This is a genomic window from Brachybacterium sp. SGAir0954 (genome assembly GCF_005490785.1).
GTDB lineage: Bacteria > Actinomycetota > Actinomycetes > Actinomycetales > Dermabacteraceae > Brachybacterium > Brachybacterium rhamnosum.
In genome coordinates this window covers 2130998-2155769 of the sequence record NZ_CP027295.1, presented here as the reverse complement: position 1 = coordinate 2155769, position 24772 = coordinate 2130998, and the positions used below count along the sequence as shown (strand labels likewise).

At 73.4% G+C, this 24772-nt stretch carries 27 protein-coding genes and 3 tRNA genes; 5 read left to right on the top strand and 25 right to left on the bottom strand.

Going from position 1 to position 24772, the window contains the following annotated elements; genetic code table 11:
* Positions 1-16: 16 nt before the first annotated feature.
* The 8 genes from C1N80_RS09695 to C1N80_RS15815 are packed head-to-tail and all read right to left on the bottom strand — an operon-like array spanning position 17 to position 5035.
* Complete coding sequence (locus tag C1N80_RS09695) at positions 17-637, bottom strand: response regulator transcription factor (protein WP_137770569.1); 621 nt, start codon at positions 635-637, stop codon at positions 17-19.
* A complete protein-coding gene (gene mutM, locus C1N80_RS09690; protein WP_137770568.1) occupies positions 634-1647 on the bottom strand; it encodes a bifunctional DNA-formamidopyrimidine glycosylase/DNA-(apurinic or apyrimidinic site) lyase in 1014 nt (337 codons plus the stop codon). The genes C1N80_RS09695 and mutM overlap by 4 nt, the downstream gene beginning before the upstream one ends.
* Before the next feature lie 13 nt (positions 1648-1660).
* Positions 1661-2413: a ribonuclease III gene (rnc, locus tag C1N80_RS09685; RefSeq protein WP_137770567.1), complete on the bottom strand. Its 753-nt coding sequence runs from the start codon at positions 2411-2413 to the stop codon at positions 1661-1663.
* Positions 2410-2985: a DUF177 domain-containing protein gene (locus C1N80_RS09680; protein WP_137770566.1), complete on the bottom strand. Its 576-nt coding sequence runs from the start codon at positions 2983-2985 to the stop codon at positions 2410-2412. The genes rnc and C1N80_RS09680 overlap by 4 nt, the downstream gene beginning before the upstream one ends.
* Before the next feature lie 5 nt (positions 2986-2990).
* Positions 2991-3482, bottom strand: a complete 492-nt coding sequence (gene coaD, locus C1N80_RS09675) for a pantetheine-phosphate adenylyltransferase (RefSeq protein ID WP_137770565.1) — start codon at positions 3480-3482, stop codon at positions 2991-2993.
* A gap of 40 nt (positions 3483-3522) precedes the next feature.
* Positions 3523-3933, bottom strand: a complete 411-nt coding sequence (locus tag C1N80_RS09670; protein WP_137770564.1) for a DUF3224 domain-containing protein — start codon at positions 3931-3933, stop codon at positions 3523-3525.
* Positions 3930-4568, bottom strand: coding sequence for a GNAT family N-acetyltransferase (locus C1N80_RS09665; protein ID WP_137770563.1), 639 nt, complete (start codon positions 4566-4568; stop codon positions 3930-3932). Before C1N80_RS09665 ends, C1N80_RS09670 begins: the two co-directional genes overlap by 4 nt.
* On the bottom strand, positions 4565-5035 hold the full coding sequence (locus C1N80_RS15815) for a class I SAM-dependent methyltransferase (protein ID WP_240811086.1): 471 nt from the start codon (positions 5033-5035) through the stop codon (positions 4565-4567). Before C1N80_RS15815 ends, C1N80_RS09665 begins: the two co-directional genes overlap by 4 nt.
* Positions 5036-5259: 224 nt before the next feature.
* Between C1N80_RS15815 and C1N80_RS15810 the strand changes: the two genes are divergently transcribed.
* Positions 5260-5484, top strand: coding sequence for a hypothetical protein (locus C1N80_RS15810; protein WP_240811085.1), 225 nt, complete (start codon positions 5260-5262; stop codon positions 5482-5484).
* Positions 5485-5739: 255 nt separating this feature from the next.
* Here the strand turns inward: C1N80_RS15810 and C1N80_RS09655 are convergent, their stop codons facing one another.
* Both C1N80_RS09655 and C1N80_RS09650 read right to left on the bottom strand, forming a co-directional pair.
* Entirely contained in the window at positions 5740-6420 is a 681-nt protein-coding gene (locus C1N80_RS09655) for an RsmD family RNA methyltransferase (protein WP_137770561.1), read from the bottom strand.
* Between the two features lies 1 nt (position 6421).
* Entirely contained in the window at positions 6422-8611 is a 2190-nt protein-coding gene (locus C1N80_RS09650) for an ATP-dependent DNA helicase RecG (RefSeq protein ID WP_137770560.1), read from the bottom strand.
* 274 nt (positions 8612-8885) lie between these two features.
* Between C1N80_RS09650 and rpmB the strand changes: the two genes are divergently transcribed.
* Complete coding sequence (gene rpmB / locus C1N80_RS09645) at positions 8886-9080, top strand: 50S ribosomal protein L28 (protein ID WP_137770559.1); 195 nt, start codon at positions 8886-8888, stop codon at positions 9078-9080.
* Between the two features lie 182 nt (positions 9081-9262).
* Positions 9263-9982 carry a peptidase E gene (locus tag C1N80_RS09640; protein ID WP_137770558.1) on the top strand — a complete coding sequence of 240 codons (720 nt, stop codon included), beginning with the start codon at positions 9263-9265 and terminating at the stop codon, positions 9980-9982.
* An 84-nt stretch (positions 9983-10066) separates the two neighbouring features.
* Here C1N80_RS09640 and C1N80_RS09635 read toward each other — a convergent pair whose 3' ends face one another.
* Both C1N80_RS09635 and thiL read right to left on the bottom strand, forming a co-directional pair.
* Positions 10067-11149 (bottom strand): NAD(P)-dependent alcohol dehydrogenase, encoded by a 1083-nt coding sequence (locus tag C1N80_RS09635; protein ID WP_137770557.1) that lies wholly within the window; start codon positions 11147-11149, stop codon positions 10067-10069.
* An 81-nt stretch (positions 11150-11230) separates the two neighbouring features.
* Positions 11231-12244, bottom strand: coding sequence for a thiamine-phosphate kinase (gene thiL / locus C1N80_RS09630; protein ID WP_137770556.1), 1014 nt, complete (start codon positions 12242-12244; stop codon positions 11231-11233).
* 40 nt (positions 12245-12284) lie between these two features.
* Between thiL and C1N80_RS09625 the strand changes: the two genes are divergently transcribed.
* Entirely contained in the window at positions 12285-12773 is a 489-nt protein-coding gene (locus C1N80_RS09625; protein ID WP_240811084.1) for a DUF3515 domain-containing protein, read from the top strand.
* A gap of 35 nt (positions 12774-12808) precedes the next feature.
* Here C1N80_RS09625 and C1N80_RS09620 read toward each other — a convergent pair whose 3' ends face one another.
* From C1N80_RS09620 to leuC, 7 genes are all read right to left on the bottom strand, one after another.
* A complete protein-coding gene (locus C1N80_RS09620; protein WP_137770554.1) occupies positions 12809-13927 on the bottom strand; it encodes a D-alanine--D-alanine ligase family protein in 1119 nt (372 codons plus the stop codon).
* A 14-nt stretch (positions 13928-13941) separates the two neighbouring features.
* Positions 13942-14934: an NAD(P)H-dependent glycerol-3-phosphate dehydrogenase gene (locus tag C1N80_RS09615; RefSeq protein ID WP_137770553.1), complete on the bottom strand. Its 993-nt coding sequence runs from the start codon at positions 14932-14934 to the stop codon at positions 13942-13944.
* Complete coding sequence (locus tag C1N80_RS09610) at positions 14931-15857, bottom strand: 1-acyl-sn-glycerol-3-phosphate acyltransferase (protein ID WP_137770552.1); 927 nt, start codon at positions 15855-15857, stop codon at positions 14931-14933. The genes C1N80_RS09615 and C1N80_RS09610 overlap by 4 nt, the downstream gene beginning before the upstream one ends.
* A 1-nt stretch (position 15858) precedes the next feature.
* Positions 15859-16419, bottom strand: a complete 561-nt coding sequence (locus C1N80_RS09605; protein WP_137770551.1) for a DUF2867 domain-containing protein — start codon at positions 16417-16419, stop codon at positions 15859-15861.
* 4 nt (positions 16420-16423) lie between these two features.
* Positions 16424-17740, bottom strand: coding sequence for a UDP-N-acetylglucosamine 1-carboxyvinyltransferase (gene murA / locus C1N80_RS09600; RefSeq protein WP_137770550.1), 1317 nt, complete (start codon positions 17738-17740; stop codon positions 16424-16426).
* A gap of 126 nt (positions 17741-17866) precedes the next feature.
* Positions 17867-18487 carry a 3-isopropylmalate dehydratase small subunit gene (leuD, locus tag C1N80_RS09595; protein ID WP_137770549.1) on the bottom strand — a complete coding sequence of 207 codons (621 nt, stop codon included), beginning with the start codon at positions 18485-18487 and terminating at the stop codon, positions 17867-17869.
* 11 nt (positions 18488-18498) lie between these two features.
* Complete coding sequence (gene leuC / locus C1N80_RS09590; RefSeq protein ID WP_137770548.1) at positions 18499-19911, bottom strand: 3-isopropylmalate dehydratase large subunit; 1413 nt, start codon at positions 19909-19911, stop codon at positions 18499-18501.
* A 154-nt stretch (positions 19912-20065) separates the two neighbouring features.
* On the opposite strand from leuC, the gene C1N80_RS09585 reads away from it, so the two are divergent.
* Complete coding sequence (locus C1N80_RS09585; RefSeq protein ID WP_137770547.1) at positions 20066-20803, top strand: IclR family transcriptional regulator; 738 nt, start codon at positions 20066-20068, stop codon at positions 20801-20803.
* Between the two features lie 110 nt (positions 20804-20913).
* On the opposite strand, the gene C1N80_RS09580 is transcribed toward C1N80_RS09585, so the two are convergent.
* From C1N80_RS09580 to C1N80_RS09555, 6 genes are all read right to left on the bottom strand, one after another.
* Positions 20914-21732: a universal stress protein gene (locus tag C1N80_RS09580; RefSeq protein WP_137770546.1), complete on the bottom strand. Its 819-nt coding sequence runs from the start codon at positions 21730-21732 to the stop codon at positions 20914-20916.
* A gap of 90 nt (positions 21733-21822) precedes the next feature.
* Positions 21823-21895 (bottom strand) — tRNA-Glu (locus C1N80_RS09575).
* Between the two features lie 47 nt (positions 21896-21942).
* A tRNA-Glu gene (locus tag C1N80_RS09570) sits at positions 21943-22015 on the bottom strand.
* A gap of 29 nt (positions 22016-22044) precedes the next feature.
* A tRNA-Gln gene (locus C1N80_RS09565) sits at positions 22045-22116 on the bottom strand.
* Between the two features lie 235 nt (positions 22117-22351).
* Positions 22352-23794 carry a glutamate--tRNA ligase gene (gene gltX, locus C1N80_RS09560; RefSeq protein ID WP_240811299.1) on the bottom strand — a complete coding sequence of 481 codons (1443 nt, stop codon included), beginning with the start codon at positions 23792-23794 and terminating at the stop codon, positions 22352-22354.
* Between the two features lie 92 nt (positions 23795-23886).
* Positions 23887-24672, bottom strand: a complete 786-nt coding sequence (locus C1N80_RS09555) for a fumarylacetoacetate hydrolase family protein (protein ID WP_137770544.1) — start codon at positions 24670-24672, stop codon at positions 23887-23889.
* Positions 24673-24772: the final 100 nt, after the last annotated feature.

The window sequence follows — 24772 nt, the reverse complement described above, 5'->3', positions numbered from 1 at the left end:
AACCGCTCCGTCGGGCTCAGCGCCAGCCGGCGCGACGCCGGGCCGCGACCATGGCGACGACCTGGGTGCGGCGCTGCATGCCGAGGGTCTGCAGGATCACCGTGATCCGGTTCTTCACCGTCTTCTCCGCGATCCCCAGCTGCTCGGCGATCTCCCGGTTCGAGTGGCCGTCGCCGATGAGCTCGACGATCCGGGCGTCCGACGGCGACAGCTCCGGCTCCTCGCTCTCATGGCCGGCGGGCCAGATGCTCCCCCCGCCGTGCACCGCGAGGATCGCGTCGACGATCTCCTGGGAGCGGGCGGACTTCAGCACGAGCCCCGCCGCGCCGCTCTCACGGGACTCCCGCACGGCTGCGTCGTCGTCGAAGCTCGTGAGCACGAGAATCGTCTGCTCGGGCTCGACCTCCCGGGCGCGGCGCATGACGTCGAGCCCGGTGCCGTCGGGCAGCTGGAGGTCCACCACGAGCACCTCGGGGCGGATCGCGGGCAGGCGACGGTTCGCCTCGGCGACCGTGGACGCCTCCCCCACCACCTCGAGCCGGGGATGGGAGGAGATGACGGTGACGATGCCGCGGCGCACCACCTCGTGATCGTCCACGAGCATGACGCGGATCGGGGGCGGGGTCTGGTCGCTCATCGCGAAGGTCCTTCCGTCGGGCGGGATCGGGGTGGTCGCGGGGCCCGCTGGCAGCGCGGGCAGAAGTGGCTCGAGCGGCCGGCGAAGGCACGGCGGCGGATCGGCGTCCCGCAGCGCGGGCACGGCTCCCCCTCCTTGCCGTAGGCGGCGAGGGAGCGGGCGAAGTAGCCGCTGCGGCCGTCGACGTTCACGTACAGCGCGTCGAAGCTCGTGCCGCCCACCGCGAGGGCGCGGCGCATGACGGCGGCGGTCTCCCGCAGCAGGGCGTGGGCGGTGCGCTGGGAGAGCGCCGCGCCGGGGGTGTCGTCGCGCACGCGGGCGGCCCAGAGGCCCTCGTCCGCGTAGATGTTGCCGATCCCGGAGACGAGCGCCTGGTCCAGCAGCAGCGCCTTCACCGGTGCGCGACGGGTGCGCATCCGGCGGGCCACCTCGGGGAGGTCGATCGCGGGGTCGAGGAGGTCGCGGGCCACGTGCGCGGCGGCCTCGGGCAGCAGGGCGTCCGGGCTGCCCTCGCCGGCGGGGAGACCGTCCGGGGCGGGGACGAGCGGGCTCGCCCAGAGCCCTCCGAAGAGCCGCTGATCCACGAGGTCGATGCGGGAGCCGTCGTCGAGCCAGAGCGAGACCCGGCGGTGGCGGAGCGGATCGGAGGCCGGCCCCTCGGACGCCTCGCGCGCCGGGTCCGGGGTCTCCCCCGTCGTGAGGCGGAGCTGGCCGCTCATGCCGAGGTGCGCCATGAGCGCCTCGCCGGTCTCCGCGCCGTCCGACCCCCCGCCGTCCGACACCGCACCGTCGGCCGTCGGCCCGTCGGCCAGGCGCAGCCACAGGAACTTCCCGCGGCGCACGACGGCGCTGATCCGAGCGCCCAGCAGCACAGCGCGCAGGCGGTCCTCCCCGCCGCTCTGGCGGCGCAGGCTGCGGGCGTCGAGCACCTCGAGCCCCGTGATCGTGCGGCCCACGGCGCGCGCGGCGAGACCGCGACGCACCACCTCGACCTCGGGCAGCTCCGGCATGCGCGGTCCCGGCTCAGCCGCGCGGGATGAGCGTCTCGCCGCGCTCGGCGAGGATCGCCCGCACCGCGTTCTGGGCGGCCGCGAGCTCGGCGTCCTTCTTCGAATGCCCCTCGCCGCTCGCGGAGACCACGCCCTCGACGCTCACCTGCGCGGTGAAGGTCTTGTCGTGCTCGAGGCCGGTCTCGGTGATCCGGTAGACCGGGGTGAGCCCGGAGGCCGCGGCGATCTCCTGGAGACGGGACTTGAAGTCGTAGCTGGACTCGAGGAACTCGTCGGAGTCCAGCAGCGGCGACATGAGGTCCAGCACGAAGCGGCGCGAGACGTCCTGCCCGCAGGCGAGGTGCACGGAGCCGATGACGGCCTCGGTGGTGTCCGCGAGGATCGAGACCTTCGCACGGCCGCCGGAGAGGTCCTCCCCGCGGCCCAGCTTCACGTACTCCCCCAGGCGCAGCCGGCTCGCGATCACGGCGAGCGCGCGGGCGCTCACGGTCGCGGCGCGGCGCCGGGCGAGATCACCCTCGGGCAGGCTCGGATGGTCCGCGTAGAGCTTCTCGGTGACGGCGAGCTGGAGCACGGCGTCGCCGAGGAACTCGAGGCGCTCGTTGTGCGGGATGCCGTCGTTCTCGTAGGAGTAGGAGCGGTGGGTGAGCGCGAGGTCCAGCAGGCCGGACTCGCGCAGATCCGCCGCCTGGCCGCCGTCGAGCGGGAGCACGTCGATCAGGCCCTGGGGGTCGGCGGCCTCGGTGGAGCGTCGCCGACGGCTCATCGCTCGTCGTCCTCGAAGAAGCCCTCGAGGGCGGCGAAGCGGTCGTCGATCACCTCGTGGTGGTGCTCGGGGTCGTCCTCCATGCGGAAGCCGCAGGTGGGGCACAGCCCCGGGCAGTCGGGACGGCACAGGGGGCGCTCGTCGGCGTCGACGGCGAGCGCGTCGCGCACGAGCGGGTTGAGGTCCGCGGTGTCGTCGTCGGCGAGCAGCACGGAGTCCTCGCGGTCCGCGGCCTTGACCTTCTGCGGGTAGAGGAACAGCTCGTCGAGGCGGGAGGAGAACTCCTGCTCGACGGGGTCCAGGCAGCGGGAGCACTCCCCCACGAGGTGGGCGCCGACGGTGCCGTGGGCGTAGATCCCCTCGACGACGGACTCGAGCTCCACGTCGATGAGCAGGTCCGCGCCCTCCTCGGGCTGCATGGCGGGGCCCAGGTCGTCGCGCGCGGGAGCGGGCACGGTGCGCTCCACGTGGCGGTGGGAGCCGGTGCGGCCCACGAGGTCGACGGCGTCCAGGCGCAGTCCGGGCGCGAACTCGGGCTCGCGTGCGTCAGGGGTGGCAGGCGTGGTGGGCATGGGATTCAGGATACGCGGGAGGCGGCGACGAGTGCGTCGAGAGCGGGCGCCGGGAGCATGTCGGAGACGTCACCGCCGAGGGCGTGCACCTCCCGCACGAGGCTCGAGGAGATGTGCGCGAGATCCGCGGCGGTGAGCAGGAAGACGGTGTCCACCTCCGCGAGGTGGCGGTTCATCCGCGCCATCGGCTCCTCGTAGGCGAGGTCGATCTGGGAGCGGAGCCCGCGCACCACGGCGTGGGCCCCCGCCTCGCGGCAGAAGTCGACGAGCAGCCCGCGGCCCAGGGTCCTCACCTCGCAGCGCTCGGTGAGCCCCTCCGCCGCGAGGGTCTCGCGGATGACCTGCTGGCGGGTCTCGAGGTCCAGGACGTTCTTCTTGCCGGGGTTGTGGCTCACGGCGATCACGACGGAGTCCGCGAGGGCGGCCGCGCGGCGCGCGAGGTCCAGGTGGCCCAGCGTGAAGGGGTCGAAGGATCCGGGGAGGACGACCGTGCTCATGGCCCCCACTCTAGGGGCCGGAGCGGCCGGGGACCGTCGGTCAGGCCGGGGTGAGGGCGGCGTGGTGGGTGCCGTCCTCGGCGATGCCCTCGATCGTGATCTCCCCGCGCAGCCCGGCGAGCGCGCCGCTGCCGCCGCCGGGCACGATCCGGTACGTGAGGCCCACGTCCTCGCCCTCCATCGTCCCGGACTGCTGGAGCGTGAGGGTGCCGGCGTGGCCGCCGACGGCGCCCTCGAACACCTCGAGCGCCACGTAGCCGGCGCTGCCCGCCTCGGGGTCCCCCGCGGTGAGCATGACGCCGCGGCTGGTCCCCTCGATGCCGCCGTGCCAGGTCTTCTCGAGGTCGAAGCGGCCGGTGCCCTCGAGCACCGTGTCACCGGGGACCATGGAGACGGTGAAGGTCGCCGTGACGGGCACGGCGGGCTCGACGGGGCTGACGCTGGTGCTCATCGGGTCTCCTGGTGGGAGGCGGTCTCGTCGGACCCGGTCATCCTCTCACCGGCGGCGCGCTCGGAGGCGAGGATCGCGTAGGTCGCACCGTCCATCCAGTGGCCGGAGCGGTGCAGGGAGTCCTCGCGGTGCACGGCCTCCAGGCGCATGCCGATCTTCTCCATCACGCGGCGGGAGGCGGTGTTGACGGCGAAGCACTCGGCGACGACGCGGCGGATCCCGAGGCCGTCGATCGCGACGTCGAGCAGGGCCGCGGCGAGCTCGGTGCCGATCCCCTCGACCTGCCGGCCCGGGTCGACGGTCCAGCCGAGCTCGGCGAGGGTCCCGCGGGCCTGCTCGACCACGTCGGACTGGCCCCAGGCGTCCTGGACCTTGATCATTCCGGTCGCGACGATCACCCCGTCCCGCTCGGCGACGACGGTGCTCGCGAGGCGGCTCGGCTCGTCCCACCACTCCTGCATCGCCGCGAGGTCACCGGGGTGGGTGGTCGTGTACTCCTGCACGTCCTCGTGCCCGTACCAGGGCCAGATCGCGGCGGCGTCCTCGGGGCGCGCGGGGCGCAGGGCGAGGTGGGCGGTGCGCAGGGGCCAGTCGAGGTCGGCGAGGACGGGGTGGGCTGGAGGCGTGTCGGTCACCGGCTCAGGGTAGGACCGGAACCGCCGTGAGCCGGCATCGACCGAGGTGACGCCCCCTCGCCGCCGGGGCCGGCGACCGCCTCGATCGCGAGATGAGGGCGGCTCCCGGGGTCGGTGCGGCGTACCACGTCGACGGGCTCGAGCCCCGCCGCCCGCAGCAGGGCGACGACGACGGACACCGGCCAGCGGTGCGCGGTGACCACCGCATGCTCGAAGGGCTCAGGCCCTGGCGCGTCGCCGCCGTCGAACAGTCCCAGCAGCAGCCGGCCGCAGGGTCGCAGCGCCCCACGGATCCTGGCGAGCGCCCCGGGCAGCGCCGCGGGGTCGAGGTGGATCAGCGAGTACCAGGCGAGGATCCCGCCGTACCCGCCGTCGGGCCCGGGCACGCCCGGGAGGTCGTCGACACCGCCGAGGCGCACGTCGACGTCCGGCCGGCGAGCCCGCGCGATCTCCACGAAGGCCGGCACCGGGTCGATCCCGCGCACCTCGTGACCGCGGTCGACCGCTCAGTGGCGCGCCGGTGACGGGGTCAGGCGAGCGGGGGGGTTCAGCCGCGCCTCGGCCTCCTCGTAGCTGCCGCGCACCTCCGCGAGGCGCAGCGGCTCCACGTGCCGCACGAGGATCTTGCGCGAGACGCGAGGATCCGCGGGCTCCGTCGCGAGCTTTCGCCCAGCTGTGGGAGCGGCAGGAGGTGGGGCACCGCTTCGAGGACCGCAGGACCGTCGTGCACCCGCAGATCGGGGAGATCGACGTGGACTCCCAGGCCCTGTTCACCGCGGGCGAGTCCCAGGTGCTGCTCGTGCTCACCGCGCCGCCCCGTTCCGAGGCCGCGAGCCGGCTCGCGCTGCTCGCGGTGATCGGCAGCGAGGATCCGATCACGGCGGAGCCCGGTGTGCGCCGGTCCACGGGATCGTAGGCTCGGCGCAGGGACGACGTCGCGCCGATCGACGCCGCTGGAGCGTCGTCCACCACCGGGCCGTTGCTGCGGGAGCTCGTCGGCGCGGTGCGTCCTTCCCGCGGATGGTTCGATTCCGTTCCATATCGGTGCCGCGGTGGGAACGGAATCGGACCATCCGCGGGGGGGGGAGCGCGGGCGGGTCGGCGGGGGGCGCGTCAGGACGCGGGCGGGGGCAGGTGAGCGCGGCGGGGACCGTTCCGGCCGTGGGTCTGCTCAGGAGGGGCCGCCGTACTGGAGCACGGTCTCGCCGTAGCTCTTGGTGCCGTCGTCCGCCCAGCCCTCGGGCCAGGTGATCGGGCGGGTGCGGCTGCTGCGTTCGATCACCACGAGGGCGTCGTCGGCGAGCGCGGGCCGCAGGGTCACCAGCAGCGCCTCGAGGGTCTCCGTCGGGACGTCGTAGGGCGGGTCGAGGAACACGAGCGTCCACGGCTCACGGGAGCCGGCCGCCTCACCGGAACCGGCCGCCCCGCGGGAAGCAACCGCCCCGCCGGAACCGGCCGCCCCGGACGGTGCCCGCGACACCGCGCCCTCTCCCACCTCCGCGCCCGCCCCCGCCTCCGCGGCGAGCTGGGCGGCGACGGTCTCGGCGCGGCCGGCGCGCACGGTGCAGCGATCGGCGAGGCCCAGCTCCCTCGCGGCCGCGCCCAGCGAGCGGGCGCTCGGCGCGTGCAGCTCGACGAGCAGGGCGTGTGCGGCGCCGCGGGAGAGGGACTCGAAGGCGAGGGCGCCGGTGCCGGCGTACAGGTCGAGCACGCGCGCGCCGGTGAGGGCGTCCCAGCCGTCCAGCCGGGAGAAGAGCGCCTCGCGCACCCGGTCCGAGGTGGGCCGGGTGCCCTTGGAGACGATGCCGGGGATGGTGCGGCCCCCGAGGCTGCCGGAGACGATGCGGGGCACGTCAGCTCCTCTCCACGTCGGCGTCCGCCAGACGGGTCTCGATCGCCGCGGCGAGCACCGGATGGTCGGCGAGATCCGGGTCCGCGGCGACGAGCGGGAAGGCGTCCTCGCGGGCCCGGGCGATGACCTCGCCGTCGCGGATGACGTCGAGGTGCTGGAGCGTGCGGCCCAGGCCGGACTGCAGCTCCCCCACGAGGTCGCCGGCGCCGCGGCGGTGGAGGTCGAGCTCGGCGAGGGCGAAGCCGTCGGTCGCCTCCGCGACGGACTGCAGGTGCCGGGAGGAGACGGAGCCCTGCTCGACCCGGGTGTCGAGGAACGCGATGCCGGGGGCCTCGCCGCGCCCCACGCGCCCGCGCAGCTGGTGCAGCTGGGACACGCCGAAGCGCTCCGCATCCAGCACGATCATGGTCGAGGCGTTGGGGACGTCGACGCCCACCTCGATCACGGTGGTCGCGACGAGCACGTCGATCCTCCCTGCGACGACGTCCTCCATGACCTGCTGCTTCTCCTCGGTGGAGAGGCGGCCGTGGAGCACGCCCACGCGGGCGCCCGCGAGCTCGGGGCGGGAGGCGAGGCGGGCGGCGGTCTCGGTGACGCCGCGCGCGGGCGGCAGCGGCTCGCTCCCCTCCGGGTCCGGTGGGGCGGCGTCGTCCTCGTCGATGCGCGGGCAGACCACGAACACCTGCCGGCCCGCGGCGACCTCCTCCCCGGCGCGCGCCCACATCCGCTGCTCCCAGCGCGGGAGCGACTCGTGGACGACGAAGCTCGTGACGCCGGCGCGGCGCCCGGGGCTCTCGCGGAGGGTGAGCACGTCGAGGTCGCCCACCTCGGCGAGCGCGGCGGTGCGCGGGATAGGTGTCGCGGTCATGACGACGACGTGCGGGCTCATGCCGCCCGGCCCCTTGGAGCGGAGGCGGCGGCGGTGGTCCACGCCGAAGCGGTGCTGCTCGTCGATGACGACGAGGCCCAGCGAGGCGAACTCGACGGACTCGGTGAGCAGGGCGTGGGTGCCGATGACGATGCCCGCCTCGCCGGAGGTGACGTCGAGGAGGGTGCGCCGCCGCTCGGCGGTGCGCTGGGAGCCGGTGAGCAAGCGCACGGAGGTCGCGTCGGCGTGTCCGTCGAGGCGACCCGCGGCGGCGAGATCGCCGAGCAGGCCCGTGATCGTGCGGTGGTGCTGCTCGGCGAGGACCTCGGTGGGCGCGAGCAGTGCCGCCTGGTGCCCGGAGTCGACCGCCCTGAGCATGGCCCGCAGCGCAATGACGGTCTTGCCGGAGCCGACGTCCCCCTGGAGCAGCACCGAGGTGGGGTGCTCGCGGGCGAGACGCTCCTCGAGGGCCGCCCCCACCTCGAGCTGCCCGTCGGTGAGGGTGAAGGGCAGGCGTGCGTCGAGGGCGGGGCGCAGCGGGCCGTCGCCGCGCAGGGCTGGCGCGGGGGTGCGCTCGTCCTGGGCGCGGCGCTGGGCGAAGATCGCCTGCAGCACGAAGGCCTCCTCGAACACCAGGTGCGCCCGGCCCGCGAGCGTGTCCTCGACGGTCAGCGGGTGGTGGAGGGCGCGGGCGGCGTCGGCCAGCGACAGCAGGCCGCGCCGGCGGACCACCGCGTCCGGGAGGATCCGCTGGAGGCCGTCGGCGAACTCGAGCCCCCGCTCGGTCGCGTCCCGCATCGTCTTCTGGGCGACGTTCTTCTTCAGCGGGTACACGGGCAGGGGCCGCTCGGCCCGGGCGCGCCCCTCCGGGGTGTCCTCGTACTCCTCGTAGCGCGGATGGGTGAGCTGGGGGGTGCCGGTGCGCGAGTCGCGCCCCGCGATCCCGTAGACGGTGTACCGCTCCCCCACGCGCAGGTGGGACCGGTGCCACGCCACCTGGTGCTCCTTGGCGAGGAAGAAGACCAGCTCGAGGGCGGAGTCACCGTCGGTCACGTCGACGATGAGCAGGGTGCCGCGCCGGTTGCGCATGCTGCGCGCGGTCAGCCCGGTCACGGTGACGACCGCGGCCATCTCCTCCCCCTCGGCGACCTCGTGGATCGAGCGGAGGGCGGCGGGCACGGTGTAGCGGCGCGGGGCGAAGCGGAGCATGTCGTCGAGGGTGTGCACGTCGAATCCGTGCATCGCCTTGAGCTCCTTGGACTCGAGGACCTCCTCGAGCGGCAGGGAGCCGGTGCCCCGTGCCGGGGTTCGCGTCCGCGCCACCGCAGCCTCCTGTCCTGTGCAGTCGCCGAGTCCATCGTGCCATCCCCGCAGGGTGCTGTGGCGGAGTCCACAGGGCGCGACGGGTGCTGTGCACTTCTGGTCCGGGGTCGCTCTGGGATATGGTGTCGGGGTTGCCCTGACCACCCGGGGGCCGTGCGTCCCCATCGCGCTGTCCAGGTCACCGAATCTCGTGCGGCGCGGATCCCATGGTCCGCGAGCCGGCCAGGTTCGGGCGGGCACCAGGTACAGCATTTCGACCCTTCAGGAGACGACAGTGGCTTCCACGTGTGACATCTGCGCCAAGGGCCCGAGCTTCGGCAAGAGCGTGTCCCACTCGCACCGCCGCACCTCGCGCCGCTGGAACCCGAACATCCAGACCGTGCGCACCGTGATCAAGGGCACGCCCACGCGCCTGAACGTCTGCACCTCCTGCCTCAAGGCCGGCAAGGTGCAGAAGCTCAGCGCCTGAGCGCCTCTGCTTCACCGCGTTGAAGGGCCCTCGCCGGGAACGGCGGGGGCCCTTCTGCATGTCCGGGGACGGGTCCGACGGCGGTTCCGCGGGCGGTTCCGACGGCATCCCGGCCGACGGGCCCCGCGCGGGGTACCCGTAGGCTGGCCGCTCCCGCCGCCCGATCCTGCTGAAGGAGCGCCATGACGGCCTCTGCCCCCACGATCCTCGCCACGAGCGCGGGCCTGCGCCCGCACCCTCGGCTCCGCTTCGGCTTCGGCCCGATGATGGCGCTCGCCACCGAGCTCGCCCAGGGCGACCGGATCTGCGTGATCGGCACCGCCTCCGGGGACGACAAGGGCTTCCAGCGGGACATGGAGGAGGCGGCGCGCGAGGCCGGCTATCGCCTGCACCACCTGAGCCTGTTCTCCATGCCCAACGTGTCCGATGTGGAGTCTTACCTGCGGGGCTTCGACGTCATCTGGGTGAACGGCGGCTCGGTCGTGAACCTGCTCGCGGTGTGGCGGGCGCACGGGCTGCCGGAGATCCTGCACCAGCTGTGGCAGGAGGGTGTCGTCCTCGCGGGGATCTCCGCCGGGTCGATCTGCTGGTTCGAGGGCGGGGTCACGGACTCCTTCGGCCCTGATCTCGCGCCGGTGACGAACGGACTGGGCTTCCTGCCCGGCGCGAACGGCGTCCACATGGACTCCGAGGCCGCTCGGCGCCCGCTGATCCGCCGCCTGGTCGCCGAGGGGGTGCTCGGCCCGGCCCTGTGCACGGACGACGGCGCCGGGCTGCTGTTCCGCGGCACCGACCTCGAGCGGGCCGTGACCGAGGTCCCGGGGGCCCGGGTCACGCGGATCGAGTCCGACGGCGCCGGCGGCGCGGTCGAGACGGACCTGCCGGTCGAGCTCCTGGCATGAGCGTGCCCGCGCTCTGCACGGGGCAGGGCGCGGGCACGATCGGGACCGGCACGGGGCCGGGGACGGCCTCGGACGGGGACCGTCTCAGACGGCGACGGGCGCGTCCTCGAAGGTCGCGGTGTCGATGACGGCGCGGAAGAACACCTCGCCGGCGACGACGCGCTCGTAGGCCGCGTCGACCTCGTCGACGGAGACGACCTCGACTTCGGCGCCGAAGCCGTGCTCGGCGCAGAAGTCCAGCATCTCCTGGGTCTCGGGGATGCCGCCGATGTTCGAGCCGGCGAGCACCTTGCCGCCGCCGATGATGGAGGCGAAGCTCAGCGACTGCGCGGCCGGCGGGAGGCCCACGACGGCCATGACGCCGCGCGGGGTGAGCAGGCGCAGGTACGCGTCGACGTCGATGTCCGCGCTGATCGTGTTGAGGATCAGGTCGAACTCGCCGCGGTGCGCGGTGAAGAAGTCGTCCTCGGTGGTCGCGAGCACCCGGCTGGCGCCGAGGTCCATCGCGAGCTGCTCCTTCTTGAGCGAGCGGGAGAGCACGGTGACCTCGGCGCCCATGGCCGCCGCGATCTTCACGCCCATGTGGCCGAGGCCGCCCATGCCGAGCACGGCGACCCTCTTGGCGGAGCCGTCGGCCCGCTTCTCGGCGGCGCCCCAGCGGGCGAGCGGCGAGTAGGTGGTGATGCCGGCGCACAGCAGGGGCGCCGCCTGCTCGAAGGAGAGGGCGTCGGGGATGCGGCACACGAAGCGCTGCTCGACGGTGACCTTCTGGGCGTAGCCGCCCTGGGTGATCGTGCCGTCGACGTCCTTCGCGTTGTAGGTGCCGACGCTGCCGTTGAGGCAGTTGTTCTCGAAGCCGGCGAGGCACTGCTCGCACTCGCCGCAGGAGTTCACGAGGCAGCCGACGCCCACGCGGTCGCCGACCTTCCAGTCGGTGACGGCGGAGCCGACGGCGGAGACGACGCCGGCGATCTCGTGGCCGACGGTGAGCGGGAAGTGCGCCTCGCCCCACTCGTTGCGGATGGTGTGGATGTCGCTGTGGCAGATGCCCGCGGCCTTGATGTCGATGACGACGTCGGTCTCGCGGGGATCGCGACGCTCGATCTCGACGACGCGGTAGGGCTGGTCGGGCCCGGTCTTCTGCAGGGCCTTCACGGTGATGGACACAGGGGTCTCCTCGGTGTCGGGATGTTCGGGCAACCTCCTCAGACTAGACCCGTCGGGGCCTTCCCGGGAGGCGGACCGGTCTCAGGAGAAGTGGTCGAATCCCACTCCGGACACGGGGGCGCCGCCGAGCGTGACGAGGCCCTCCGGCCCGGGGGTGAACCTGCCCACGGCGCGGAACCCCGCAGGCACCGCCTCGGCGGCGGCGAGCATGAGGTGCTCCTCACCGCCGTGGAGCACCCAGTCCAGAGGCTCCGCGCCGAGCACGCTCGCGAGCGGACGCAGCGTCTCGACGTCGGCGGCGAGCAGCGCGGGGTCGAGGTCCACGGCCAGGCCGCTCGCCGCGGCGAGCCGGGCGCCGTCCCGCACGAGACCGTCGGAGAGGTCCATCTGGGCGCTGACCGCTCCCCCGCTCCCCCAGCCGAGGGCGAGGTCCGGGTCCGGGGCATCGTGCCATTCGAGCAGCACGGCGGCATCGGTCGCGGCGAGCTCCGGGTCCAGGCGGGCGGGGCCGTCGGCCGGGTCGTCGAAGGCCAGCGCGGCGCGGCCCGAGAGCGCGACGGCGAGGCCGGCGGCGGAGCGGCCGAGACGCGGCCCGCCGATGACGAGCAGGTCGCCGGCGCGGGCCCCGTCGCGCCGGATCGGCGGCTCCTCCCCCGGCAGGGAGCCCACCGCGGTGATCGTCACGGAGAGCTGCTCGGCGCCGCCGAGGTCCCCGCCGACGACGCTCGCGCCCCAGGCCGCGGCCCGCTCGGCGATCCCCGCGGTGATCTGCTCGAAGGTCGAAGGCGGCTCGTCCGACGGGGCGGAGATCGCGACGACCAGCGCCTGGGGCCGGGCGCCCATCGCGGCGACGTCGGCGAGGTTCTGGACCGCTGCCTTGCGGCCCACCCGCCGGGCGCTCGTCGTGGTGCGCAGGAAGTCGTGGCCCTCGACGAGGGAGTCGGTGGTGATGACCAGGCGCGGGGAGTCCAGCCGCAGCACGGCGGCGTCGTCCCCCGGGCCCACCTCGGTGCGCGGGTCGACGGGGAGCTGCGGGAGCATCCGGGCGAGCAGCCCGGCCTCGCCGATCTGCGCGTGCCGCGCGTGGGGAGCCATGCTCCCAGTGTGCCGGATCGTCGGCACGTACCCTGGTGGAGTGCGTGCTCCTCGACCTCTGACCGCCGCCGTGATCGGCGGGATCGCCCTGGGCCTCGCGGGCTGCGGGACGGTGAGGGTCCCCGCCGGCCCCGAGGCCGGGGATCCCACCTGCGCCGGCGTGGTGCTCGGCGCCCCGGACGAGCTGCTGGGGCTGCCGCGTGCGGAGACCTCGAGCCAGGGCACGATCGCCTGGGGCTCCGGGGAGGACACGATCGTGCTGCGCTGCGGGGTCACCCCGCCCGGGCCGACGACGGATCTGTGCACGCGCCTCGAGGACTCGAGCGGCGTGCAGGTCGACTGGATCGTGCGTGAGCAGGACGATCTGGTCTTCTACACGACCTACGGCCGCTCCCCCGCGATCGACGTCTCGGTGCCGCGGGCCGTGGCCCCGGACCAGCCCTCCGCCGCCGCCCTGGACCTGGGGCAGCTCGTCACGACGAACGTGGACGCGACCGATCACTGCGTGGGCGCGGAGGACGTCTCCTGACCCCTGCCCCGCGGGCTCGGCCGTCCGCCGTGGTGTCAGCGGGAGCCGAGGGGGCGCGCGAGCGCCTGCTCGAGCAGGTCGGTGATCAGCGCCGTGTACTCCACGCCCATGTTCCTCCAGAGCACGGGGAACATCGAGTAGGGCGTGAACCCAGGCATCGTGTTGACCTCGTTGACGACGACCTCGCCGGCCTCCGTGACGAACACGTCCACGCGCGCGAGCCCCTCGAGGCCCAGGGCGGTGAACGCGCGGGCGGCGACCTCGCGCACCTCCTCGAGGGCGGCGTCCGGGAGCGCGGCGGGCACGTCGATCTCGACGGTGCCCTTGCCGAAGTACTTCGCCTCGTAGTCGTAGAAGGCGAGGTCCTCGCCGATCCGCACCTCACCGGGGACGGTCGTGCGCACCTCGCCGCCGTCCCGCGGGCCGAGCACGCCGCACTCGACCTCGCGGCCGGTGACGCCCTCCTCGACGAGGACCTTCGGGTCCTCCGCGAAGGCGGTCTTCATGGCGTGCTCGAGCTCTTCCGGGCGGGTCACCTTGGACACGCCGAGGCTCGACCCGGCGCGGGCGGGCTTCACGAACCACGGCAGCGCGTGGTGCTTCTCGAGGTGGGCGAGCACGGCGTCCGCCTCCTGGGCCCAGTGGTCCTCGCGGACCACGATGCCCGGGGCGCAGGGCAGGCCCGCGGCACGCAGCGCCTGCTTCGTCGCGGCCTTGTCCATGCAGGAGGCGGAGGCGAGCACGCCGGAGCCGACATAGGGCACGTCGAGGAGCTCGAGCATGCCCTGGAGCGTGCCGTCCTCGCCGTAGGGCCCGTGCAGCAGCGGGAGGACCACGTCGACGTCCGCGAGCGGCACCACGCGGCCGGATGCGTCGACCGTGCGCAGCGTGATCGGCTCGCCGGGACGGTGACGGGTCGAGGGCAGGAGCACCTCGGGGCCGTCGTCGCCGACGGTCGGCGCCTGCCCGGAGACGAGGGTCCAGTCCGCGGGGTCGTCGGAGGCCTGCACCCAGCGGCCCTCGGGCGTGATGCCGACGGCGACGACGTCGAAGCGCTCGCGGTCGATCGCCCCGAGGATGCCGCCGGCGGTGACGCAGGAGATCCCGTGCTCGCCGCTGCGTCCGCCGAACAGGAGTGCCACTGTGGTTCTCATAGGGGGAACCCTAGTCACTCCGGGCGCACCGACCGTGACAGCAGGGCCGCTGTGACCTGGTCGATCCTCGCGCCGTCGTCGACGACGGCGACGACGGACCGGGTGATCGGCATGTCCACGCCCAGGCGCTCGGCGAGGGAGGCGACGGCGCGGGCAGTCGCGACGCCCTCCGCCGTCGAGCCCACGCGCTCGGCGGCGGCCTCGACGTCGAGCCCCTGGCCGAGGGCGAGGCCCAGTCGGTGGTTCCGTGAGAGCGGCGAGGAGCAGGTGGCGACGAGATCGCCCATGCCCGCGAGACCGGCGAAGGTCTCGCGGTGCCCGCCGAGCGCGACGCCGAGCCGGGTGATCTCGGCGAGGCCGCGGGTGATGAGGGAGGCGGTCGTGTTGTGCCCGTGCCCGAGACCCGTCGCCGCTCCCACGGCGATCGCGATGACATTCTTCACGGCTCCCGCGATCTCGACGCCCGTGACATCGGTCGAGGTGTAGGCGCGCAGGTACGGGGCGGCGCAGGCCTCGGCGACGGCCGCGGCGCGCGCGGCGTCGGGGAAGGCGATGACGCTGCCGCAGGGGCGGCGCTGCAGGATCTCCGCGGAGAGGTTGGGGCCGGAGAGGACGCCCACGAGCGCCGGGTCAACGCGGCCCGCCTCCGCGATGATCTCGCTGACCCGTGCGTCGGTCCCCCGCTCGATCCCCTTGACCAGGGAGAGCTGCGGGACCGCCGGCAGGGGCAAGGCGAAGGAGCCCAGGGTCGCGCGGAGCTGCTGGGCGGGGACGGCGACCGCGACCGCGTCGGCCCCCTCGAGCGCCTCCTCGGGACGTGAGGTGGCGGTGACGGAACGGGGCAGCTCGTGCTCGCCGAGGTAGTCCGGGTTGCGGTGCTCCGCGGCGATCCGATCGGCGATCTCCTCGCGGCGGGCCCAGACGGTGACCTGGGCGTCGGAGTCCGCCAGGACCTGCGCGAAGGTCGTGCCCCAGGCGCCCGCTCCGAGCACGGCCCAGCGGGTCATCGGCCGGCCCCCGTCGTGTGCGCGGTGCGGGCCTGCTCGAGCACCTCGGTGCGCAGGCTCGCGGCGGCCGCCGCGTCCCGCAGCACGGCGCGGTCCTCGGCGTCGAGCCGGTGACCGGCCTCGGGGCGCACGGGGTCGCGACGCGGGTCGTGGAGCACGGCGGGCGGCTCCTCCCCGCGCGTCTCGCCGAGGAGCGCGGCGATCGCGGCCATGAGCTGCTCGGTGAGCCGCTGGGCGGCGGCGTGCTCGGTCTCCCCCGGGCCGCGGAGCGCCGGGATCGGGGCGCCGATCCGCATGGTCAGGGTGCGCCGGGGCACGGGGCGCGGCAGCGCGCGGCCCACGGGCCAGGCGCGGCGCGAGCCCCAGGCGGCGACGGGGACGAGCGGGGCCCCGGTCGAGAGCGCGAGCCGGGCGGCACCGGTGCGGGCCTGCATGGGCCATTCCCCCGGGTCCCGCGTATAGGTCCCCTCGGGGAAGACCATCATGATCTCGCCGCGCTCGAGGGACTCACGGGCGCTCGCGAGGGCGTCGCGCCCGTCGCGGCTGCCGCGATGCACGGGCACCTGGCCGCTCGCGCGCAGCAGCGCACCCAGCACGGGCACGTCGAACAGGGATCCCTTGGCGAGGAAGCGCGGGGCGATGCCGGAGGCCTGCAGCAGGTGGCCGTAGGCGAGCGCGTCGAAGGGACCCGTGTGGTTGCCCGCGAGGATCGCCCCGCCGCGCTCGGGCAGGTGCTCACGGCCGATCCACACGGGCCGCGCGATCGCCGTGACGAGCGGCCGCAGCGGGATCTGCGCGAGGCGGATGACCGCCGGGGAGCGGCGCTCGGGCAGCCGCGCGGAGCCCACGTCCCAGCTGCGACGCCGGCTGATCCCCGGGCGAGCAGTCCTCGCAGGACGTCCGACAGGCTCGCGTCGCGTCATCTCAGGAGTCGAGGGCGCGCCGGTCGCGGCCGCGACCCAGGCTCCGCCGCGACGGGCCCGTCGCGAGCGCGCCGCGACGCCGCAGGGTGGCAGGCGCGCGGCGGGCGAGGGTGTTCACGGCCGCCGCGTGCATGAGCCGGCGCGGGGCGTACGCGAGGCGGCCGCGGATCGAGCGGTACTTCACGGCGGTCGTCACCTGCAGCAGCTGCCCGCCGGGCAGGAGCGCCACGCCGATCCGCACGCGCAGGTTCTCGTCGTCGTCCTTGATGAGCGCCTCGGAGCCCACGATCTCGTCGGCCACGTACTCCTTCTCGGGCGGCGGCACCATGTCCATGAGCCGCACGGCCTCGTCCCGCAGGGCGAGCAGGCCGCGGCGGGACAGCGGCGTGTTCTCGTGGGAGAAGATCGCCTCCGCCCACACCCGCGGATCCGTCTCGTCGACCCCGCGCGTGGGGACGATGACCACGTCGCAGTAGTCCGGGACGGGGATGTCCCGCAGGGCGAGCGAGCTCGCCGGCGAGGGGACCTGCTCCCCCGCCCGGGGGCCGACGGCGTCGCTCATCTGCTCAGTCCTCCCAGAAATCCGCGCCGAGCGCGGTCAGCTTGTCGCGGAACTGCTCGTAGCCGCGGTCGATCAGGTCGATGCCGTGGATCGAGGAGACGCCCTCCGCGCCGAGCGCGGCGACGAGGTAGGAGAAACCGCCGCGGAGGTCGGGGACGGTGATCTCGGCGCCGTGCAGGGGCTTGGGGCCCGAGATCACGGCGGAGTGGTTGTAGTTGCGGCGGCCGAACCGGCACGAGGAGCCGCCGAGGCACTCGCGGTACACCTGGATGTGGGCACCCATGTCGTTGAGCGCGGAGGTGAAGCCGAGCCGGTTCTCGTAGACGGTCTCGTGGACGATCGAGATGCCGTCGGCCTGGGTGAGGGCGACGACGAGCGGCTGCTGCCAGTCCGTCATGAGACCGGGGTGGACGTCGGTCTCGACGGCGATCGCGCGCAGCGGGGTGCCCGGGTGGTAGAAGCGGATCCCCGCCTCGGTGATGTCCATCCCGCCGCCGATCTTCCGGAAGGTGTTCAGGAAGGTCGACATCGGCTTCTGCTGGGCGCCGCGCACGAGCACGCTGCCCTTGGTGGCGAGGGCCGCGCAGGCCCAGGAGCCGGCCTCGATGCGGTCCGGGAGGGCCACGTGCTCGTAGCCGCCCAGGCGGTCGACGCCCTCGATGATGATCGTGCGGTCCGTCTGCACGGTGATGAGCGCGCCCATCTTCTGCAGCACGGAGATGAGGTCCTCGATCTCCGGCTCGACGGCCGCGTTGGACAGCACGGTCACACCCTGCGCGCGGACGGCGGTGAGCAGCACCTGCTCCGTCGCGCCGACGCTCGGGTACTCGAGCGCGATCGTCGTGCCCTGGAGGCCGGACGGCGCGGTGATGTAGATGCCCATCTCGCGCTTGTCCACGACGGCGCCGAAGCTGCGCAGCACGTCGAGGTGGTAGTTGATGGGGCGGTCGCCGATCCGGCAGCCGCCGAGGTCCGGGATGATCGCCTCGCCGAGGCGGTGCAGCAGCGGGCCGCAGAAGAGGATCGGGATGCGGGAGCTGCCCGCATGGGCGTCGATCTCCGTGGCATGGGCGCGCTCGACGTTCGAGGGGTCCATCCGGATCGCGCCGCCGACGACGTCCCGCTCGACCTTCACGCCGTGGATCGCGAGCAGGTCGGAGACGATCTGCACGTCACGGATGTCGGGGACGGAGTGGAGCACGCTGGGCTCCTCGCCCAGCAGCGCCGCGACCATGGCCTTCGAGACCAGGTTCTTCGCTCCGCGGACGGTGATCTCGCCGTCGAGGGGCCGTCCTCCGCGCACATGGAAAGTCGAGCTCATGGTGTCCTTGCTTCGCTGGACAGGCGCCCGGGCGCCTGGTGACTGACCGGCACACCCTACCGGAGGGGGGTGGGGGCTCCCCGCGACGCGGGTCACTCCCCACCCCCTCCGATGGTCGTGGACCTCTCAGGCGTCCTCGGCGATGCGGGCCGGGAGCGTCTTCGGCATCCAGGAGGGACGCGTCGCCTCGAAGGCGGTGATGTCCTCCTCGTGGCGCAGGGTGAGGCCGATGTCGTCGAGCCCCTCCATGATCCGCCAGCGGGTGTAGTCGTCGATCTCGAAGGGGAACACGGCGCCCGTGTCCCCGGCGTGGACCTGGCGCTCGACGAGGTCCACGGTCACCTCGGTGCCCGGGTTCTCCTCGAGGATCTTCCAGAGCTGCTCGATGTCGTCCTGCGTGAGCTGGGCGGCGACGAGGCCCTGCTTGCCCGCGTTGCCGCGGAAGATGTCCGCGAAGCGGCTCGAGAGCACGGCCTTGAAGCCGTAGTCCCGCAGCGCCCACACGGCGTGCTCGCGGGAGGAGCCGGTGCCGAAGTCGGAGCCGGCGACGAGCACGCTGCCGCGCGAGTACGGCTCGCGGTTCAGCACGAAGTCGGGGTCGTTCGCGCGCCAGGCGTTGAACAGGCCGTCGTCGAAGCCGGTCTTGGTGACCCGCTTGAGGTAGACGGCGGGGATGATCTGGTCGGTGTCGACGTTGCTGCGGCGCAGCGGGACGCCGATGCCGGTGTGCGTGGTGAAGGCTTCCATGGTGGTGCTCCTCAGGCGGTGGGCTGGAGGTCCGACGGGGAGGACAGGGTGCCGCGGATCGCGGTCGCCGCGGCCACCACCGGGGAGACCAGGTGGGTGCGACCACCCTTGCCCTGGCGGCCCTCGAAGTTGCGGTTGGAGGTGGAGGCGGCGCGCTCGCCCGGCTTCAGCTGGTCCGGGTTCATGCCCAGGCACATCGAGCAGCCGGCCTGGCGCCACTCGGCGCCGAAGGCGAGGAAGACCTCGTGCAGGCCCTCCTGCTCGGCCTGGACCCGCACGCGGGCGGAGCCCGGGACGACCATGACCCGCACGTCGGGATGCTTCTCGCGGCCCTTGACGGTCTCGGCGAAGGCCCGGAGGTCCTCGATGCGGCCGTTGGTGCACGAGCCCATGAAGACCGTGTCGACCTTGATGTCCTTGAGCGGGGTGCCGGGGACGAGGTCCATGTAGGCCAGTGCGTTCTCGGCGGCGGTGCGCGAGGTGTCGTCGGTGAAGTCCTCGGGGGCGGGGACGCTCGCGGAGAGCGGGAGGCCCTGGCCGGGGTTCGTGCCCCAGGTGACGAAGGGCTCGAGCTCGTCGGCGTCGATGTGCACCTCGGCGTCGAAGACGGCGTCGTCGTCGCTGCGCAGCGTGCGCCAGTAGGCGACGGCCTCGTCCCAGTCCGCGCCCTTCGGCGCGTGGGGGCGACCCTTCACGTACTCGAAGGTGGTCTCGTCCGGGGCGATCATGCCGGCGCGCGCGCCCGCCTCGATGGACATGTTGCACACGGTCATGCGCCCCTCCATGGAGAGGGAGCGGATCGCCTCGCCGCGGTACTCGAGCACGTAGCCCGCGCCGCCGCCGGTGCCGATCTTCGCGATGACGGCGAGGATGACGTCCTTCGCGGTGACGCCCGGCTTGAGCGTGCCGTCCACGGTGATCGCCATGGTCTTGAAGGGCTTGAGCGACAGCGTCTGGGTGGCGAGCACGTGCTCGACCTCGGAGGTGCCGATGCCGAAGGCGAGCGCGCCGAAGGCGCCGTGGGTCGAGGTGTGCGAGTCGCCGCAGACCACGGTGATGCCCGGCATGGTCAGGCCCAGCTGGGGTCCCACCACGTGGACGATGCCCTGGTCCTTGTCGCCGAGGGAGTGGATGCGCACGCCGAACTCCTCGGCGTTGCGGCGCAGGGTGTCGATCTGGGTGCGCGAGGTGAGGTCCGCGATCGGCTTGTCGATATCGATCGTGGGGGTGTTGTGGTCCTCGGTGGCGAGCTGCTGGTCGACGCGGCGGGGCTGGCGCCCCTCCTGCCGGAGGCCGTCGAAGGCCTGGGGGCTGGTCACCTCGTGGAGGAGCTGGAGGTCGATGTAGAGCAGGTCCGGTTCGCCGTTCTCACCGCGGCGGACGACGTGGTCCTGCCAGACCTTCTCCGCGAGCGTGCTCGCCATGTCTTTCCCTCCTCGCGCCCGGGGTGCGGGCACTGAATCTCGGCGCCGCGAGGGTCCGCGACGGCCACGTCCGGGATCGGACGCAGGACAAGTCTTGGGCGGTGCCCGACACGTCGCACTTGCGTCTCACCAAATAAGACGGCAGTATCGGAGCATGGACAACACCCCGTCGGAGGAGAACGGCAGCGGCGTCGGCGTGCTCGACAAGGCCGCGATCGTGCTCGGAGCCCTCGAGGCCGGCCCCGCCACCCTCGCCCAGCTCGTCCAGTCCACCGGACTGGCCCGCCCCACCGCGCACCGCCTCGCCGTGGCGCTCGAGTACCACCACCTGGTCTCGCGCGACATGCAGGGCCGCTTCGTGCTCGGCCCGCGCCTGGGCGAGCTCGCGGCCGCCGCCGGCGAGGACCGCCTGCTCGCGGCCGCCGGCCCCGTGCTCGCCGCCCTCCGCGACCACACCGGGGAGTCCGCCCAGCTCTACCGCCGCCAGGGCGACCACCGCATCTGCGTCGCCGCGGCCGAGCGCCCGATCGGCCTGCGGGACTCCGTGCCGCTCGGCGCCGCGCTCACGATGAAGGCCGGCTCCGCCGCGCAGATCCTCCTGGCCTGGGAGGAGCCGGACAGGCTCCACCGCGGCCTGCTCGGGGCCCGCTTCACCGCGACCCAGCTCTCCGCCGTGCGCCGTCGCGGCTGGGCGCAGTCCATCGGGGAGCGCGAACCCGGCGTGGGCTCCGTCTCCGCGCCGGTGCGCGGTCCCAACGGGCGTGTCGTCGCCGCGCTCAGCATCTCCGGCCCGATCGAGCGCATCACGCGCCAGCCGGGCCGCCTCCACGCGGCCTCCGTGATGAGCTCCGCGAACCACCTCACCGAGACGCTCCGCCGCGCCGGCGCCTGACCCCGCCGAGCCCCGCCCCGCCAGTCGTCCTCCCCCGCACAGGAGCCCCCGTCCCCGCCATCAGGCGAGGGCGGGGGCTGCGTCGTCAGGTGAGCGCGGGGGCTGCGTCGTCAGGAGCGCTCGATCCAGACGGGTGTGTTCGCGTAGCGCAGCACGGTCACCAGCTGGCGCGGAGCGTGGATGCGGGACGCATCCTTGGCGGACCGCTCCCCCGCGACGACCATGAGGCTCGCCCCCTCGCTCGCGTGCACGAGCTCGCGGGCCGTCTCCGCGGAGGCGATGACCACGTCCCGCACGTAGACCTGCGGATGGGTGCGACCGAGCCGGTCCCGCACCGCGCCGAGCACGTGCTGCGCCTCGTCCGGCGAGGTCATCGCGCGCACGATGAGGACCAGGTCGCGACCCCAGGCCGCGGCGAGATCCGCGGCGAGCTGCTCGTTCGCATGATCCTCGCCGTGGTCCACGAGCCCGATCGGGCCGTCACCGTCGATGTCGCCGCGCACCACGACGACCGGGCAGCGGGACTTCGCCGCGAGCGCGAGGGACTTCGAGCCGACCACGAGCGTGAGCAGCCGGCCCAGACCGCGGCCGCCGACGACCATGAGATCGGACTCGCCGCTCGCCCCGACGAGCACGGGCACGGCGTTGCCGTCGACGATCTGCGAGGTGATCGGGACGTCCGGGGCGATCTCGCGCGCGATCCTCACGGCTTCGACGATGAGGGCATTCGCGGCGGAGCGGATGCCGGATCCGGAGAGACCCGGCACGGGGTCGGTGTTGACGTCCAGCTCGGTCCACACGAAGGCGTGGAGGAGATGGAGGGTGCCGCCGGTGTGCTGCGCGTGCCGGGCGGCCCAGCGGACGGCGTCGTCCGCCTCGGGGGCGTCGAAGACGCCGACGGTGATCCTCGGAGCTGTGGCCTGCGTCATATCCTGACGATACGCCCGGTTCGACGCCCTGGCCAGGGTCACTGCCCCGGGAACGGAAGAAGCCGGTGTCCGTAGACACCGGCTCAGCCGTACCCCGTACCGGATTTGAACCGGTGTTACCGCCGTGAGAGGGCGACGTCCTAGGCCGCTAGACGAACGGGGCGTTCGGGAACCCGAGGGCTCCTCACGGATCGCGAACGATCCGTGTCGTACCCCGTACCGGATTTGAACCGGTGTTACCGCCGTGAGAGGGCGACGTCCTAGGCCGCTAGACGAACGGGGCGCGGGCCATGCAGCCGAAGCTGCGAAGCGCTGGGGTACCAGGACTCGAACCTAGAATGACGGTACCAGAAACCGTTGTGTTGCCGATTACACCATACCCCATGGTGAGAGCACGTTTCCGAAGCTTCCCGTGCCGTCCGAGCCTCTGGTGTGGCTCTTCCGATCCGGTCTGCCGCGGGGGCCGTACCGAGAGACAACATTAGCGGGTCCGAGCCGGATGGACAAAGCGAGAGGGCCGTTTCGGGCTGTGAGCCTCGGCACCCCGGCTGGTCACGCGCCGTTCACCCGCCTGCGGATGAACGGCGCGCGGCCCGTCAGGCGCCTGCCCAGAGCCTGCTCAGGCCTCCGCGGCGGCCGCGAGGCGGTCGCGGAGCGCGCGCAGCCGTGCGAGGCTCGAGGGGCGCCCCAGGAGCTCCATGGACTCGAACAGCGGCGGGGAGATGCGGCGGCCCGAGATCGCGCTGCGCAGCGGCCCGAAGGCGAGCCGCGGCTTGATCCCCATGTCCTCGACGATCGCGGCGCGCAGCACCTCCTCGAGGGTCGCGGCGGCGAAGGCGTCCGCCGGCACCGTCTCGACCTCGGTGATCGCGCGGTCGAGCACGGCGACCGGGTCGTCGCCGAGCTTCTTCAGGGCGTCGTCCTCGACGACGAGGTCGGCATCGGCCACGAAGAGGAAGCGCAGCATGTCCGGCGCCTCCCCCAGCAGGTTCATGCGGGGCTGGACGAGCGGCGTCGCCGCCACGAGCAGCGCGTGCTGCTCCGAGGTGACCGGGTCGGAGACGACGCCCGCCTCCTGGAGGTGGGGCACCATGCGCTCGGTGAACTCCGCGGGGTCCAGCAGTCGCATGTGGTCCGCGTTGATCGCGGTGGCCTTCTTAAAGTCCACGCGGGCGGGGTTGGGGTTGACGTCGGACGCGTCGAAGCGCTCGACCATCTCCTCGCGGGAGAAGACGTCCTGGTCCGCGCTGTAGCCCCAGCCGAGCAGGGCGAGGTAGTTGACCATGCCCTCGGGCAGGAAGCCCTGCTCGCGGTAGAGGAAGAGGTTGGACTCGGGGTCGCGCTTGGAGAGCTTCTTGCTGCCCTCGCCGAGCACGTACGGGAGGTGCCCGAACCGCGGGATCACGTCGGTCACGCCCACGGAGATGAGCGCCCGGTACAGGGCGATCTGCCGCGGGGTCGAGGAGAGGAGGTCCTCGCCGCGCAGCACGTGGGTGATGCCCATGAGGGCGTCGTCGACCGGGTTCACGAGCGTGTAGAGCGGCTGGCCGTTCGCGCGGACCACGACGAAGTCCGGGGTGGCGCCGGCCTTGAAGGTGATCTCGCCGCGCACCATGTCCTCGAAGGTGATGTCCTCGTCGGGCATGCGCAGGCGCCACACGGGCTCGCGGCCCTCCGCGCGGAAGGCGGCCTTCTGCTCCTCGGTGAGGTCGCGGTCGGAGCCGTCGTAGCCGAGCTGCGGGTCGCGGCCCGCGGCGCGATGGCGCTCGGCGATCTCCTCCGCGGTGGAGTAGGACTCGTAGATGTGGCCGCCCTCACGGAGCTTCGCGATGACGTCCTGGTAGATGTCGCCGCGCTGGGACTGGCGGTAGGGGCCGTGCGGGCCGCCCACCTCGACGCCCTCGTCCCAGTCGATGCCGAGCCAGCGCATGGCGTCGAGCAGCTGGTGGTAGGACTCCTCGCTGTCGCGCGCGGCGTCGGTGTCCTCGATGCGGAAGATCAGCTTGCCGCCGTGATGGCGGGCGTGGGCCCAGTTGAACAGGGCCGTGCGGACCATGCCCATGTGCGGGGTGCCGGTGGGGCTGGGGCAGAACCGCACGCGGATGTCCGCGCCGGTGGCCTCGGTGACGGGGGCGGGCGCGGGGGCGGTGGGGGTCACAGGGATGTCCTCCTGAGGACGGGGTTGGTCAGGGTGCCGATGCCCTGGATGGTCACGTCGATGCTCGAGCCGGCCTCGACGGAGCGGACGCCGGCCGGGGTGCCGGTGAGGACGACGTCGCCGGGGAGCAGGGTGACGACGCGGGAGATCTCCGCGATGAGCTCGGGAACGGAGCGGAGCATGTCCGCGGTGGTGCCGTCCTGGGCGGTCTCGCCGTCCACGCTCGAGGAGATCGCGAGGGCGGCGGGGTCGAGGTCGGTCTCGACCCAGGGGCCGATCGGGCACGAGGTGTCCCAGGCCTTGGCCCGGAACCACTGGTTCTCCCCGCGCTGGGTGTCCCGCGCGGTGAGGTCGTTCGCGCAGGTGTAGCCGAGGATCACGTCCTCCACCTGCTCGGGCTCGAGATCCTTGGCCATCCGTTGGATGACCACGGCGAGCTCCGCCTCGAGGCTCACCTCCTCGCTGTAGGCGGGCAGCACGATCGGGTCGCCGGGGCCGACGACGGCGGTGTTGGGCTTGAGGAAGTACAGGGCCTGGTCGGGCACCACGTTGCCGAGCTCGGCGGCGTGCGCCGCGTAGTTGCGGCCGACGCACACCACCTTCGAGCGCGGGATGACGGGTGCCAGCAGGCGGACGTCCTCGAGCGGATGGATCTTCCCGGTGGGGCGGATCTCGGTGTACAGGGGATCGCCGGTGATGCCGTAGACCATGTCACGGCCGTCCTTCTCCTGGACGATCCCGTACATCGGGTCCTCACCGGTGGTGAATCGAGCGATGCGCATGGGCGCCAGTCTAGGCCCGGGCGGATCAGCCCCTCCTGCGGCCGGGGCTGTGAGCCGGCAGTCGCGAGCCTGGACAGCCCACGAGACCGGGCCTATGCTT